The 15,556-nt window shown below is 65.9% G+C and carries 12 protein-coding genes; 4 read left to right on the top strand and 8 right to left on the bottom strand.

The features are described from left to right. Positions 1-3 precede the first annotated feature (3 nt). Positions 4-405: a MerR family transcriptional regulator gene (locus P0Y59_19315; protein ID WEJ99070.1), complete on the top strand. Its 402-nt coding sequence runs from the start codon at positions 4-6 to the stop codon at positions 403-405. Between the two features lie 325 nt (positions 406-730). Here the strand turns inward: P0Y59_19315 and P0Y59_19310 are convergent, their stop codons facing one another. After that, entirely contained in the window at positions 731-1,390 is a 660-nt protein-coding gene (locus tag P0Y59_19310; protein WEJ99069.1) for a TetR/AcrR family transcriptional regulator, read from the bottom strand. A gap of 124 nt (positions 1,391-1,514) precedes the next feature. On the opposite strand from P0Y59_19310, the gene P0Y59_19305 reads away from it, so the two are divergent. Beyond that, positions 1,515-3,860: a TonB-dependent receptor gene (locus P0Y59_19305; GenBank protein WEJ99068.1), complete on the top strand. Its 2,346-nt coding sequence runs from the start codon at positions 1,515-1,517 to the stop codon at positions 3,858-3,860. Between the two features lie 125 nt (positions 3,861-3,985). After that, entirely contained in the window at positions 3,986-5,230 is a 1,245-nt protein-coding gene (locus P0Y59_19300) for an MFS transporter (GenBank protein ID WEJ99067.1), read from the top strand. A 126-nt stretch (positions 5,231-5,356) separates the two neighbouring features. Here P0Y59_19300 and P0Y59_19295 read toward each other — a convergent pair whose 3' ends face one another. From P0Y59_19295 to rpmI, 6 genes are all read right to left on the bottom strand, one after another. Continuing rightward, positions 5,357-6,928: a peptide chain release factor 3 gene (locus P0Y59_19295; GenBank protein ID WEJ99066.1), complete on the bottom strand. Its 1,572-nt coding sequence runs from the start codon at positions 6,926-6,928 to the stop codon at positions 5,357-5,359. A gap of 17 nt (positions 6,929-6,945) precedes the next feature. Next, positions 6,946-7,821, bottom strand: coding sequence for an aldose 1-epimerase family protein (locus tag P0Y59_19290; GenBank protein ID WEJ99065.1), 876 nt, complete (start codon positions 7,819-7,821; stop codon positions 6,946-6,948). 223 nt (positions 7,822-8,044) lie between these two features. Next, on the bottom strand, positions 8,045-10,420 hold the full coding sequence (pheT, locus tag P0Y59_19285) for a phenylalanine--tRNA ligase subunit beta (protein WEJ99064.1): 2,376 nt from the start codon (positions 10,418-10,420) through the stop codon (positions 8,045-8,047). Next, positions 10,417-11,571 carry a phenylalanine--tRNA ligase subunit alpha gene (pheS, locus tag P0Y59_19280; protein WEK02624.1) on the bottom strand — a complete coding sequence of 385 codons (1,155 nt, stop codon included), beginning with the start codon at positions 11,569-11,571 and terminating at the stop codon, positions 10,417-10,419. The genes pheT and pheS overlap by 4 nt, the downstream gene beginning before the upstream one ends. Positions 11,572-11,667: 96 nt before the next feature. After that, on the bottom strand, positions 11,668-12,033 hold the full coding sequence (rplT, locus tag P0Y59_19275) for a 50S ribosomal protein L20 (GenBank protein ID WEJ99063.1): 366 nt from the start codon (positions 12,031-12,033) through the stop codon (positions 11,668-11,670). Between the two features lie 17 nt (positions 12,034-12,050). After that, on the bottom strand, positions 12,051-12,254 hold the full coding sequence (gene rpmI, locus P0Y59_19270) for a 50S ribosomal protein L35 (protein WEJ99062.1): 204 nt from the start codon (positions 12,252-12,254) through the stop codon (positions 12,051-12,053). 157 nt (positions 12,255-12,411) lie between these two features. Between rpmI and P0Y59_19265 the strand changes: the two genes are divergently transcribed. After that, positions 12,412-14,589 (top strand): AsmA family protein, encoded by a 2,178-nt coding sequence (locus P0Y59_19265; protein WEJ99061.1) that lies wholly within the window; start codon positions 12,412-12,414, stop codon positions 14,587-14,589. 16 nt (positions 14,590-14,605) lie between these two features. On the opposite strand, the gene hisN is transcribed toward P0Y59_19265, so the two are convergent. Beyond that, a complete protein-coding gene (gene hisN / locus P0Y59_19260) occupies positions 14,606-15,388 on the bottom strand; it encodes a histidinol-phosphatase (GenBank protein ID WEJ99060.1) in 783 nt (260 codons plus the stop codon). Positions 15,389-15,556 lie beyond the last annotated feature (168 nt).

Here is a 15,556-nt window from a genome sequence, read left to right as displayed (position 1 = left end):
ATCATGGCCGGCGTGCCCGACAAGGCGGCTGGCGCGTTCCGGACGATCGGCGAGCTTTCCCGCGAGACCGCGCTGCCCCAGCATATATTGCGCTATTGGGAGACCCGCTTTCCCCAGCTCAGGCCGCTGCAGCGCGCCGGCAAGCGCCGCTATTACCGGCCGGAGGACGTCGCGCTGGTGATTCGGATCAACAGCCTGCTCAATCACGAGGGCTATACGATCCGCGGCGTGCAAAAGCTGCTGTCCGACGAACGCAAGCGCGTATCGTCGGCGAGCCAGGCACCGGCACCGGCGCCCGCAGCGACTTTCGGTACGGGATCACCCGGCGGGGCGGATATCGGCGCGATCCGCAAGGTGCGCGATTCGCTAGCCGAGGCACTGGCGGACGATTCGAGCAGGGCCTGACGGCCGCCAATGCCGGTCCGACATGATGCGGGACTACCCCGCATTTTTTCTTCCGCTGTTATGTTGGATTTTCGGAGCGGATTCGTGCCGGTTTTCCAGAGGCTTGGCCACCATTTTCCCTGTTACGGATAACAGCGGAAAAATACCCGCCGAAAAGCGCAATATCGCCGGTTCATGCCGCGTGAGCGGACGAAAACCCGCCAATATTCGTCACGATGAGAAGGAGCGGATCGGGGCTCCGGGAGGAGCCTCGACCGCGTCATGATGTCACGGCGGGAGACGGGGTTGAATCGAAAGGCGAGCCAACAGGCAATACACCCGGCGCTCAGCGCGCGCCGATTCCCCGGGCGAGCATCTCCGCGATCATATCGGCGACTTCATCAGGCGAGGCATCGTCTTCCCACACACCGTAGCGCAGACCGAGAAAGACATTCATGCCCATGATCGCCCAGGCATGGACCTCCGACACATCCGCGCGGATCTCCCCGCGCGCCGCCCCTGCCTTGAGCCGCGCGGCGATTCGATCGGCGGTGACGGCATAGTGAAGGCGAAAACTTTCCGGATCGACGAATTCGGATTCGTCGATGATTCGGTAAATTTCCTTGTGGCCCCGCACAAAAGCGATGAATTCGCGCAGTCCGGCGCGCTCCGCCGCGATCTGGTCAGGCGCGGCGCGGATCGCGGGTGCGACATGGTCGCGGACCTGATCCGACATGTCGCGCACCAGCGCGCGGAACACGGCGTCCTTCGAATCGAAATAGGTATAGAAGCTGCCCAGCGCGACGCCGGCGCGGCGCGTGATGCCGCTGACCGAGGCTTCGTGGAAACCCCGCTCGCCGAACTCGACCGCCGCGGCGTCGAGAATCGAGCGCAAGGTCTTGCGCCCCCGCTCGGTGCGCGGCGCCTTGCCCTCGCTCGCGGCCAGCGCCGCATCCCCCCTCGAAAGCCCTTCAACCGTTGCCGGTTGGCCACGCTCACCCGCCATTTTCGGCATCCTCCCATTCCCAAGTTGAAACCTGGTTCATGTTTCAGTATAGCGCCTTCGACTGGCGCACAACCCGGTAACAGACCGGGCGCATCCAAGCGGCGCCGCAGGAGGGGAGATCTTCATGACACGCCTTTATTCCATGCGCACGCTGCTCAACGCCGGCGCCGCGATCGCCGCGCTGACCGCCGTGCCCGCCATGGCCCAGGAAGCGCCTGACCAGCAACAGACGGCAGATGCGCCCGCCGCCGACGATTCGGAGATCGTCGTCACCGCCCGGCGCCGCGAGGAGACGCTGCTCAACGTACCGGTCGCCGTCACCGCCTTTTCCGCCGCCAAGCTGGAGCGGACCGGCGCAGTCGACCTGACCGACCTGCAGAATGTGATCCCCAACACCACGCTGAAGACCGCGCGCGGCACCAATTCGACACTGGCAGCCTTCATCCGCGGCGTCGGCCAGCAGGACCCGGTCCCCGGGTTCGAGGCCGGCATCGGCATCTATCTCGACGATGTCTATCTCAACCGGCCCCAGGCGGCGGTGCTGGACATCTATGACGTCGAGCGGATCGAGGTGCTGCGCGGGCCGCAGGGCACGCTCTATGGCCGCAACACCATCGGCGGTGCGGTGAAATATGTCACCAAGCGGCTGCCCGATCATTTCGAGGCGAACCTCAAGGCAAGCTATGGTTCGTACAACCAGGCCGACGGGATCGTCAGCGTCTCGACCCCGATCAACGACATGATCCGCATCGGCGTGTCGGGCGCGCGGCTGACGCGCGACGGGTTCGGCAAGAACACCTATCTCGGCATCGACAATTACAACAAGGATCTCTGGGCTGGCCGCGGCACGATCGAGTTCGAATCGCCCGACAACCGGTTGTTCGTCCGCCTCACCGGCGACTATACCGAGGACACATCAAGCCCGCGCAACGGGTACCGCCTGATCCCGGGCCTGCTGTCGGGTGCGCCCGTCCAGTCGAACGTGTTCGACACGCGTGCCGGCCTGAACAACCCGAAGCAGAACATCCAGGCCGGCGGCCTCTCCATGACGGCGAGCGCCGAGCTGACCGAGCACCTGACGCTCAAGAGCATCAGCGCCTGGCGCAAGGACCGGTCGTTCACGCCGATCGATTTCGACGCGCTGCCCTCAGTCGATGTCGACGTGCCGGCGGTCTATCGCAACGAGCAGACCAGCCAGGAATTCCAGCTTGCCTACAAGAGCGACAAGCTGAACGGCATCTTCGGCTATTATTACCTCGGCGCGAAGGCGAGCACGACGTTCGACGTGCTGCTGTCCACGACCGTCCCGAACTTCAACGCCAACACCAAGGGCGACGTGCGGACCGAGACCAGCTCGATCTATGGCGACTTCACCTATGATTTCACGCCGCAGATCAGCCTGTCGCTCGGCGGCCGCTACACCTGGGATCAGCGCGAATCCTACGTGTTCAAGGCGAGCTATTTTGGCGAGAGCAGCGAGTTTGGTGGTCGCCCGACCATTATCGGCGCCCCTTCCACGGATTTCCGCGGCAAGGCGACGTTCAAGCGCTTTACCCCGCGCGCATCGCTCAGCTTCAAGCCGGTCGAGGGCCACATGCTGTATGCGTCCTATTCGGAAGGCTTCAAGGGTGGCGGCTTCGATCCGCGCGGATCCGGCACCTCGGCGCCGATCAGCAATCCGGCAGCCGGGCGCACTTACCAGGACATCTACAACTACCTGCTGTTCAAGCCGGAAACGGTCAGGACCTATGAAATCGGCTGGAAGGGCTCCGCGCTCGACCGTCGCCTGACCTGGTCGCTGGACGGATTCTATTCGGACTACAGCGATGTGCAGGTTCCCGGCTCGGTCGGTTGCGTGATCGGCGGTGTCCAGTCCTTCTGCGGCATCACCACCAACGCAGCCAAGGCGACGATCAAGGGCGTTGAACTGGAGACGAACGCGACGCTTGCCCGCGACTTTGCCGGCCCCGGATCGTCGCTCTATTTCGCCGGTACGCTCGGCTACATAAAGGCCAAGTACAAAACTTTCATCGGCCCGACCGGCGTCGACGTCGCCAAGGACCGCGTATTCCAGAACACGCCCGACTGGACTCTGTCGGGCACGCTGGGCGGCAATCTCCCCGTCGGTTCGGGATCAGTCAATGCCTCCACCGTGCTGTCCTATCGCAGCCTGACCCATCAGTTCGAGACGGCGAGCCCGTTCCTCGACCAGCCGGGCTATGCCCTTTGGGATGCTCACCTGACCTACACCTTCGGCGGCGGGCGCTATTCGATCGGCGTGCATGGCAAGAACCTGACCAACAGGGTCTACAAGACGGCGGGTTACCAATATATCGCCACGACCCTCGCCGGCGTGCCGATCCTGAACGGCTCGGGTGGCTATACGCCGACGCTGGGCAAGGAAGGCATCGCCACCGCCTTCTACGGCAATCCGCGGCAGGTGTTCGGAACGCTGACAGCGCGGTTCTGAACCGATAGACGAAGACGGTATCGAGACCGGGCGCTCCCAGAAAAGAGCGTCCGGTCTCGTCATTTTGGGAGACGGCACCTCGCATTGCCCGTGGCGCCCAAATGATCAAAGGCAGGATGAGGCGCATGACCGACAATCAATCCCGCGGATATCGCGCACTGGCGCTGGCCATGCTGCTGCTCGTCTACACCTTCAACTTCGTCGACCGGCAAATCTTCAGCATCCTGGTGCCGGCGATCAAGGCGGACCTCGGCCTGACCGACACCCAGTTGGGCGTGCTGGGGGGGCTTGCCTTCGCCCTGCTCTATTCGACGCTGGCGATCCCGCTTGCCTGGATCGCCGACCGGACCAGCCGGACCTGGACGATCACCATCAGCCTGGGCGTATGGAGCGGCTTCACCGCCCTGTGCGGCTGGGCGGGGAATTTCGCGCAGCTGTTCGGCGCTCGGCTCGGCGTCGGCGTGGGCGAGGCCGGTGGCGTCGCACCTTCCTATGCGGTGATCGCCGACACCTTCCCACCCGAAAGCCGGGCACGGGCGCTGGCGGTCTATTCGCTTGGCATCCCGCTCGGATCGGCGGCGGGCGTGCTGCTTGGCGGCTATATCGCGACGACGGTCGACTGGCGCGCCGCCTTTATCGTGGTTGGGCTGGCCGGCGTCGCCATCGCGCCCCTGTTCCGGCTGCTGGTGCGCGAGCCAGTGCGCGATCGAGCCATCGCCGCGACCGAGCCGGTGCGCCGCGTCTTCGCCATCCTCGCGCGCAAGCCAAGCTTCTGGCTGCTGGCCTTCGGGGCCTCGGCCAGCTCGATGCTCGGCTACGGCCTTGCCTTCTGGTTGCCGTCGCTGCTCAAGCGCAGCTTCCTCCTCGACTTGCAGGACGTATCCTATTTCTACGGCGCGATCCTGTTGCTGGGCGGCGTGCCCGGCGTGCTGCTGGGCGGGATGGTCGGCGACAAGTTCGGCACGAAGGACCGGGCGGCCTATGCCCGGGCGCCGGCGATCGCCTTCGTCATCGCGGTGCCACTGTTCGCGGGGGGAATCCTGTCGTCTTCGGTGACGGCGGCGTTCCTCTTCTTCCTGGTTCCGCAGGCGCTTGCCTATGTCTGGCTGGCGCCGGTGATCACCGCCGTGCAGCATCTCGTGCCGCCGCACATGCGGGCCACCGCATCGGCCAGCTTCCTGTTCATCAACAATCTGATCGGGCTGGGCGCGGGCAGCTTCGCGCTGGGGGCGCTATCCGACGGGCTTACGAAGCGGCTGGGCGACGAGGCGCTGCGCTATTCGATGCTGATCGGACTGGTGCTGTATCTGGTCGCCGCGCTGCTGATGTGGCTGGCGGCGAAGCCGCTGCGCAAGGATTGGGTGAACTAACCTGTTCTCCCCCCTCCCCTTGACGGGGGGCTTGGGGTGGGGCCTTCCGCCAACCCCAAGCGTATCGTTCGCGGTGCGCGGCGTCCCCCACCCCAACCCCTCCCCTGAAGGGGAGGGGCTTTTGGGTCAGCGCTCGCGCGTCGCGGCGAATTTCACTTTCGGATAGCGGTCGGCCACATAGCCGACGTCCCACGCCGTCTTCGCCATATAGACCGGGTTGCCGTCGCGATCCTTGGCCATCGATGAGCGGTTGAGATCCATGAAGGCCTTGAGGTCGGCCGGGTCCTCCGCCGAGACCCAACGCGCGGTGTCGAACGGGGCCATCTCTAGCCCGGCATCGACCTTGTACTCGGCATCAAGGCGCGAGAGCAGCACCTCGAGCTGGAGCTGGCCGACCACGCCGATGATCCAGTTGGAGCCGATCTCCGGATAGAAGACCTGAGTCACGCCCTCCTCCGCCATGTCGTCCAGCGCCTTGCGCAGCTGCTTGGTCTTGGTCGGATCCTTCAGCGCGACACGGCGCAGGATTTCGGGCGCGAAATTGGGCAGGCCGGTGAAGCGGATCGTCGCTTTCTCGCTCAGCGTGTCGCCCACCCGCAGCGTGCCGTGGTTGGGGATGCCGATGATGTCGCCCGGGAACGCTTCATCGGCAAGTTCCCGGTTCTGGGCGAAGAACAGGATCGGCGAGTGAATCGCGATCGGCTTGCCGTGGCCGGTCGGCGTCAGCTTCATGCCGCGCTTGAAGGTGCCCGAGCAGAGCCGCATAAAAGCGATTCGGTCGCGGTGCTGCGGATCCATGTTCGCCTGAACCTTGAACACGAAGCCGGTGACTTCTGCATTGTCCGGCGCGACCGGCAGCGGTTCCGCCGGCTGCGGCCGAGGCCCGGGGGCATGCTGGCCGAGCGCCGCGATCAGCTCCGCCACGCCGAAATCCTTGAGCGCCGAGCCGAAATAGACCGGCGTCAGGTCGCCGTGGCGATAGGCCGCCGCGTTGAAGGTGGCGTAGCCGCCCTGCGCCAGCTCGGCCTCGTCGCGCAGCCGGGTCAGGCCGTCCTCCGACAGGATTTTCTCCAGCGCCGGATCGTCAAGGCCGGTGAAGTGCAGCGGCTTGCCCATATATTCGCGCGAGGGGCCTTCAGGCTGGCTCAGCGTGTTGGCGTGGAGATCGTACACGCCTTCGAAATCGCTGCCCATGCCGACCGGCCAGCTCATCGGGCAGACATCGAGCTGGAGGATGTCGGCAACCTCGTCGAGCAGTTCGAACGGGTCGCGCCCTTCGCGATCGACCTTGTTGACGAAGGTGATGATCGGCACTGAACGCAGACGGCAGACCTCGAACAGCTTGCGCGTCTGCGCCTCGATGCCGCGCGCCGCGTCGATCACCATCACCGCCGAATCGACCGCGGTCAGGGTGCGATACGTGTCTTCCGAGAAATCCTCATGGCCCGGGGTGTCGAGCAGGTTGAAGGTCAGCCCGTCCTTCTCGAAGGTCATCACCGAGGAGGTAACCGAGATGCCGCGCTGCTGCTCGATCTTCATCCAGTCGGAACGGGCACGGCGATTCTGGCCGCGCGCCTTCACCTCGCCGGCGAGATGGATCGCGCCGCCGAAATAGAGGAGCTTTTCGGTGAGCGTCGTCTTGCCCGCGTCGGGATGGGAGATGATCGCGAAGGTGCGGCGGTCGGAAATTCCAGTCATCCGGCGCCCCTAGCGGTTCAGGAGCGCAACGTCACGTCCAGCGCGCAAGACCAGGTGGCGCCGGGCGCGATCTCGACGATGCCGGACTTGTCGCGGACGTCGCCGCCAAAGCCTTCCGGATCGGCGATGCCGTGCCACGGCTCGATGCAGATGAAAGGCGCACCGGGCTTGGTCCAGATGCCGAGCTTCGCGGTGTCGGGAAAGGCGATGTCCAGTTGGGGGCCGGCGGGTGCGCCATAGGTGACCCGGCGGGAGCGGACGGGATCCCAGACAAGCGCGTCATTGGTGAAAAGGTCGTCGCGAAGGTGGAGGGTTCGGCCGTCAAGCGGCGACGGGCGCGGCGCGGGGCCGATCAGGCCGCCCGGGACGATCTGCCTCAGCGGATCGGGTTCGTCGGTGTCGAAAAGGATTCGGTGGTCCTCACGGGGCCGACCATAAGGCAGTGGCCAGGCAAAGGCGGGATGCCACCCGAAGCTGGCGGGCATCGGGGCGGTGCCGCGATTCCGAATGCTCGCCTCGATCCGGAGCGTTGCGGCGTCGAGCGTGAAGGCGATGTCGAGCGCGAAGGCAAAGGGATAGGCGGCGCGGGTCTCTTCGCAGTCGGTGAGGCGGAAGACGGCGCGTTCGGGCGCCCGATCGACCACCACGAAGGGCATCCGCCGTGCAAAGCCGTGCTGCTTCATCGGATAGTCGTTGCCATCGATGCGGAGCAGATCGCCGTTGAGGCGGCCGACGATCGGGAACAGGATCGGGGCGTGGCCGGTCCACCAGGCCGGATCGGCATCGGTCATCAGCTCGCAACCATCGGCGTCGCGCAGATGGGTGAGCTCGGCGCCAAAGGGGTTGATCGCGGCGGAGAGGCCGGAGGACGCGATGTCGATCAGGTCAGCCACTTACACCTCCCGATTTCAGGGTCGCCGGCAATCAACCGCTATCGTCATGCCGGACTTGTTCCGGCATCCACCGACCCGCAAATTGCCCAGCCCCTGGTTTGCGGCCCGGTGGACCCCGGGACAAGCCCGGGGTGACGACATGAAGCAGCTTCACAGCGCGGCGACAACGCCTCTGTCGAAACGAACGGCGGGGAGACACGGGCCCCGGCACCCGTCCCAAAAATCAGCCACGCAGACTCGCGCCAAGCTTCGCCGCCGCAGCCACCACCTTGTCGGCAACCGCCTTCAACTCTTCGTCGGTGAAGCTCTTCTCGCCCGGCTGGAGCGTGATTTCGAGGGCAAGGCTCTTCCTGCCCTCCTCGACGCCGGCGCCGGTGAAGACGTCGAACAGACGCACCCCGGTGATCGCCGCCTTGTCGGCGCCCTTCACCGCGCGGAGAAGGGTGTCAGCGCCAAGCTCGGCGGGAACGAGGAAGGCGAAGTCGCGACGGACTGCCTGCAGCGCGGGCGGTGCATAGGCAGGACGCATGAAGCCAGCCGACCGCTTGCCCGGGATCGAATCGAGATAGAGCTCGACCGCAGCCACCGGACCGTCGAGATCGAACGCGCGAGCAGTGAGCGGATGGACCATGCCGAACGCGGCCAGCACCGTCTTCGGGCCAAGGCGCAACGTGCCTGACTGGCCGGGATGCCAGGCATCGCCAGCCCCTCCCTCCATTGGCCCCATCACCTGGAGGTTCTCGACCGGGGCGCCGGCCGCGGCGAGCAACGCGAGCGCCTCCGCCTTGGCGTCGAACGCGTCGAACGGCGCTGCCTTGCCCTGCTGCCAGCCACGGGCGCGGCCTTCGCCGGCGAGGACCACGCCGAGCGTCGGGCGTTCGGCATCAGCCAGATAGCGGCGGCCGATCTCGAACAGGCGAACCGTTTGCGCGCCACGCTTGATATTGCGTTCCGCCGCGGCGAGCAGGCCGGGGAGGAGCGACGGGCGCATGACCTTGAGGTCCTCGCTGATCGGGTTGGCGAGGCTCCAGGCGCCACCACCGAACGGCGCTGCCTCGGCCTCGGACAGGAAGCTCCACGTCACCGCTTCGTTGAGGCCGCGCGCGGCGGCGGCGCGGCGGGTGCGGCGCTCGAGCTTCTGTTCGGGCGTGGCAGTCGGCGTCGCGACGCCCGGGACACGATCGAGCGGAACAGGCGGCACCTTGTCGATGCCCTCGATCCGGATGACCTCCTCGACCAGATCGGCCGAGCCGTCCACGTCACGACGCCAGCTCGGCACCGTCACGTTCCAGGACCCGTCGACCGTGAAGCCAAGGCTTTCGAGGATCGCCTTTTGCCGGTCGGCCGCGATGGCGAGGCCGCCCAGCGTCTCGGCGCGGTTCGTGTCATAGGCGATCGTGCGGAGCGTCACCGGCGGGGTACCAGCGCGCGTCACGCCGCTTGCCCTGCCGCCACAGATGTCGGTGACGAGACGCGTGGCGATGGCCAGGCCGTCCTCAAGGAAGGCGGGATCGACGCCGCGCTCGAACCGGGCGCGGGCGTCGCTGGTCAGCGCCAGCTTCTGGCCGGTACGGGCGATATGGTCGGGATCGAAATAGGCGCATTCGATCAGCACGTCGGTCGTACCGGCCGACACGCCCGACTCCTCGCCGCCCATGATGCCGCCAATGTCGTGGACATGGGCGTCGTCGGCGATGACCGTCATCGTTTCTTCAAGGGCATAGGTCTTGCCGTTGAGCGCGAGCACTGTCTCGCCAGCCTTCGCCCGGCGGGCGACCAGGCCACCCGAAAGCTTTGCGCGGTCATAGACGTGAAGCGGACGACCGAGATCGACCGAGACATAGTTGGTGATGTCGACCAGGGCCGAGATCGGCTTCTGCCCGATCGCGATGAGGCGGCGGCGCATCCAGTCGGGCGCCTCGCCATTGGTAACACCGGCGACCGACTGGCCGAAGAACGCCGGGCAGCCATCGGCATCGTCAGTGCGCACATCCGGGCCGGGGCCCTCGCCCGCCACCGGATCGACCTTCAGCGGCCTGAGCGTGCCGAGGCCGGCAGCGGCGAGATCCCGCGCGATGCCGCGCACGCCCATGCAATCCTGCCGGTTGGGCGTGATGGCGACGTCGATCACCGGATCGTTGAGACCGGCATAGTCGGGAAAGGCGGTGCCGATCGGCGCATCGACGGGCAGTTCGATGATGCCGTCATGATCCTCGCCCAGTTCAAGCTCGCGGGTCGAGCACATCATGCCGTTCGATTCGACGCCGCGGATCGCCGCGACCTTCAGCACCATGCCGTTGGACGGCACGACCGCGCCGGGCAGGCCGAACACGCCGACCAGTCCAGCGCGCGCGTTTGGCGCGCCGCACACGACCTGCAAGGGGCCGTCGCCGGCATCGACCGTGAGGACCTGAAGCTTGTCGGCCTGGGGATGCGGCGCGGCGGTCAGCACCTTCGCCACCTTGAAGGCAGCGAGCTTCTCGCCCGGATTCTCAACGCCCTCGACCTCGAGGCCGACGCGCGTCAGCGCCTCGACGATGGTGTCGAGACCGGCGGTGGTTTCCAGATGCTCGTTGAGCCAGCTCAGGGTGAACTTCATGCCCCGACTCCCCCGGACAGAGTGGGCACGTCGAGTGCCGCGAATCCATAATGTTTCAGCCAGCGAATATCGCCGTCGAAGAACGCCCGCAGATCGTCCATGCCATATTTGAGCATCGCCAGGCGATCGATGCCGCAGCCGAAGGCGAAGCCCTGCCATTCGTCGGGATCATAGCCGCCGGCCTCGATCACCGTGCGGTGGACCATGCCGCTGCCGAGCACTTCCATCCAGCCGTCCGACCCGCCGATCACGCGCTTGCCGTTGACCAGGCTGAAGCCGACATCGACCTCGGCCGACGGCTCGGTGAAGGGGAAATAGCTGGGCCGCAGGCGCAGCACGATATCGTCGCGCTCGAAGAACGCCTTGAGGAAGGTCTCGAGCGTCCATTTGAGATGGCCGAGCGTGATGCCCTTGTCGATCACCAGCCCCTCGACCTGATGGAACATCGGGGTGTGGGTGGCGTCGCTGTCGGAGCGATAGGTGCGGCCGGGCGCGATGATGCGGATCGGCTTGTTGCCACCGGCGGCCTTCATCGCGCGGATCTGCACGGGCGAAGTATGCGTGCGGAGCAACATCCGCGAGGAACCGAGCGCGGCCCGCGGCGAGCCAAGCTCGCCGTCGGACGACGGGCTTTGCCCGTCGCCGGCCGTGCTCGCCTCCGGCTGCGCCGGGAAGTAAAACGTATCATGCATGGCGCGCGCCGGATGGGTCTCCGGGATGTTGAGCGCGGTGAAATTGTGCCAGTCGTCCTCGATCTCCGGCCCGGTGGCGACCGCGAAGCCGAGATCGGCGAAGATCTCTGCCAGTTCGTCCATCACCTGGCTGACCGGGTGGACGCTGCCCGCACCGATCCCATCGGCCGGGAGCGTCATGTCGAGTGTTTCGCGGGCGAGGCGCGCGTCGAGATCAGCGCGGTCGAGCGCTGCCTTCCTGTCGGCGATCGCCGTCGTCACCGCCTCGCGCAGCCCCTGGATGCGCGGCCCTTCGACCAGCCGCTGTTCGGGCGACATTCCGCCGAGCGTCTTGAGCAGGGCGGTGATGCTGCCCTGCTTGCCCAGCGCCCCAACGCGCACCGTATCGAGCGCGTCGAGCCCGCCCGACGCCTCCACGGCGGCGAGCAGATTGTCACGCATCTGGTCGAGATCGTTCATGGCATCCTCAAACTGGCCGGGCATGAGGCCCGATAACGAAAAGGGCGCGGGTGGAAAACCACCCGCGCCCCATGTCTTTCGGTCGCTACAGGTCGCTCAGGCGGCCTGGGGCAGAGCCGCCTTCGCCTGCGCGATGATGGCGCTAAACGCGGGGCCTTCGTGCATCGCGATGTCGGCCAGGACCTTCCGGTCGAGTTCGACGCCGGCGAGCTTCAGGCCGTGCATGAAGGTGCCATAGGTGAGGCCTTCGACGCGGACAGCCGCGTTGATACGCTGGATCCAGAGCGCCCGGAACGAGCGCTTCTTCACCTTGCGGTCACGATAGGCGTATTGCCCGGCCTTTTCGACGGCCTGGCGGGCGATGCGGATCGTGTTCTTGCGACGGCCGTAATAGCCCTTCGCCTGATCGAGGATCCGGTTATGCTTTGCGCGGGTGGTTACACCCCGTTTTACGCGTGCCATTCTCTATATCCTCCAGTTCAGCTCAGACCGTAAGGCGCCCAGGCCTTCACGGTTGCGGTGTCTGCCTTGGACAGGACCGAGGTGCCGCGGTTCTGGCGGATGTACTTGCCGTTGTGGCTGATCAGGCGGTGGCGCTTGCCGGCGACGCCATGCTTCAGCTTTCCGGTGGCGGTGAGCGTGAAGCGCTTCTTCACGCCGCTCTTCGTCTTGAGTTTGGGCATTTTCGTCTCCTCAATATTCGCGACGATCTATGAACGGCCACGGCAGCCCATACCGGCCGGGCAGTTCCTCTTACTCGCGGAAAGGCGGGCGCATAGCGGCACCCGCCCTCAAATGCAACCATTGGAACCCCCGGCCTGCACGAACGGTTGGGGTGCGATGGATTTGCCGCCTGAAACCGTTCGTGCCGAAGAAACGGCCAGCGCCGATGCCGAAGAACGGCCGGTCGCGAGCGAATCGGCAACGGAGCCGCCAAGTACCGCGCGGCGCCTGTCGAAGCCATGGCGAATCGCGCGCAACATCGTGCTTGGCATCATCGGCGCGATCTTCATCGCCTGGCTGATCCTGTACATCACCAAGGGGCGATTCCTGAAGCATCCGTTCGAGCGGACCATCGCCGCGATGACTCACCGCGTGGTGAAGGTGCCGGGCGACTTCCAGCTTTATTTCGACCCAATCACCATCCATTTCGTCGCCGAGGGCATGACGATCTCCAACCCGGCCTGGGCGTCGAAACCCCATCTGTTCGAGGCGAAGCGAATCGATACGCGAATCGCCACCTTCCCGCTGATCTTCGGCAACCGGCGCGTGCGGTGGCTCGACATGCTCGACGGCGCGATCGACCTCGAATGGAGCAAGGACGGGCGGACCAACACCTGGACCTTCAGCGAGAAGAAGGGAAAACCCTTCGAGATGCCGCTGATCCGCCGGGCGACCGTCGCGGGCACGACCTTGCGCTATGTCGATCCGAAGCTGAAGCTCTCGGTCGACCTTGCCTTCCAGACGATCAAGGCAAGCGACACGCGGTTCGAGAATTCGATCCAGTTCACCGGGAAAGGCGTCGAGCGGACGACCCCCTTCACCCTGTATGGCGCGATGCTGACGCCGAACGCGACCGTGACGAACGGCAGGAACCAGCTCGACCTGCACATCAAGGCCGCCCGCACCGCGATCGACGTCGCGGGCACGCTCGACGCGCCGACGCGGATCGACGGGGCGGACCTGAACGTCACCGCGCGGGGCGCCAACATCGCCGACCTCTTCAGCATCATCGGCGTGGCGGTACCCGAGACCCGGTCCTACCGGCTCCAGTCGGCCCTGACCAAGACCGGGGACGAATATCGCTTCACCGGCCTGCACGGACGCTTCGGCGACAGCGACATTGCCGGCAAGCTGACCGTCGCGATCGTCGAGCCGCGCCTGAAGATCGACGCCACGCTGGCGACGCGCTCGCTCGACATCGTCGATATCGCACCCTTTATCGGCTACAACCCGGATGCGGTGGCGGCGAAGGGCAAGGGCGCCGTAGTCAAGCAGATCAACGGCACGCCGCGCCTGCTGCCCGATGCGCCGCTACGGGTGGAGGCCCTCAGGAATTTCGACGCCACGCTTCACTATACCGTGCGGACAGTGCGCGCGCGCAACCTGCCGGTATCGAATATCGACCTCACGCTCGGGCTCGACAACAGCCTGCTCACTCTCTCGCCGCTGGCCTTCGACATGGCCCGCGGCCATGTGACATCGGACATCAGGATCGATGCGCGGCGGCCGGTCGTCCATACCGATTACGACATCCGACTGTCGCCGACGCCGATGGGCGTGCTGCTCGCCGGCTACGGCGTCGACGAAGCCGGCACCAGCGGCACGGTAAAGGCGCGCATCCGGATGGCCGGTGACGGCAATACCGTTCACGAATCGCTATCGACCGCCAATGGCCGAATCGCGATCATCATCCCGGCCGGCAGCTTCTGGACACGCAACGTCCAGCTTGCCGAGCTCGATATCGGCACCTTCGTCCAGAAGATGTTCCAGCATAAGCTCAAGGAGCCGGTGCGGATCAATTGCGGCCTGATCGCCTTCACCGTGCGCAACGGCATCGCCGCCGCCGACCCGATCCTGATCGACACGCAGAAGAACGTGATCGTCGGGCGCGGCGGATTCAGCTTCAGGAACGAATCGCTCGATTTCGCGGTGCGCGCCGACGCCAAGAAGTTCAGCCTGTTCTCCGCCCAGTCGCCGGTCGGCGTGAACGGCTATTTCGCGAAGTCGGGCATCAGCGTGATCAGCCCCGAATTGCTGACCCGCGCGGGCATCGGCATCGGGGCGGCGGTGATCGCGAGCCCGATCGCGGGCATCCTGGCCTTTGTCGATATCGGCGATGCCAAGGCCACCCAATGCGGCCCCGTCCTATCGGGCGCGACGGCCAGGGCTCAGCGCACGACCGGCGGCAAGCCGCGCGATGATGTGGGCCACGGCACCACCGCCAAGGCGAAGAACGGCAAGACGACGCGCGGCGAACGCACGGAGCAGCGCAAGAAATTCCTGGGCGTTTTCTGAAGCCCGGCCGGGGCGATCAATGCCCCCGGCAGGCAAGCGCCTCGAGAATGTCCTCGATCCGCGCCGGATCGCCGGCGGCGACCACCTCGCCGATGCTGTCGGCGGTGAGCGGATCGCCGGCCCAGTCGCACATCCGGCCACCGGCCCCCTCGACCACGGGGACGAGCGCCGCGAAATCATGGAGCTTCAGCCCGTCCTCGACGACGATATCGAGCCAGCCCGAGGCGAGGCAGGCATAATTATAGCAATCGCCGCCAAGCACCGTGCTCATCACCGCCGCGTCGAGATGTTCGAAGGCGTGGAGCTGATCGTCGCCGAACAGAGCGGGCGAGGTCGTGGCGAGCAATGCCTGGGACAGTTCGGAACAGCGACGGGTCGCGGCGGGCTTGCCGTTGAACAAAGTGGGTCGGCCGACCACCCCAACCCAGCGTTCGCGCAGGATCGGCTGGTCGATCACGCCCATCACCGGCCAGCCATCGGCGACCAGCGCGATCAGCGTGCCGAAGATCGGGCGGCCGGAGATGAAGGCGCGGGTGCCGTCGATCGGATCGAGCACCCAGGCGCGGCCGCTGGTCCCCTCGCGCACGCCATATTCCTCGCCGATGATCGCATCGTCGGGAAAACGCGCCTCGATCGCCGCGCGCATCGCTGCCTCGGCCGCGCGATCGGCAAGGGTGACGGGCGAGGAATCGTCCTTCGCCTCAAGGCCATGGCTGTTGCGGAAATAGGGCCTGATCGCTTCCCCGGCGAGGCCGGCGAGCGTTTCGGCGAAGGCGATTTCTGCATCGGTAACACGCATTGCCATCGCCTAGCCGCGCCGCTCGCCCGGCGCCAGCCCGTTCAACCCATCGGCTCGCCCCCAACCGAACAGGTCACCGCCGGATTCGTCGGGCGGAAAGACGGCTTCAAGCTTTCGATGATGGGGACCTGGCAATCCAGGCACCGGAAAAGGTGCGGCCGAAGCACA

Source organism: Candidatus Sphingomonas phytovorans, assembly GCA_029202385.1.
GTDB classification, from domain to species: Bacteria; Pseudomonadota; Alphaproteobacteria; order Sphingomonadales; family Sphingomonadaceae; genus Sphingomonas; species Sphingomonas phytovorans.
This window is presented reverse-complemented; position numbering and strand designations above follow the sequence as displayed.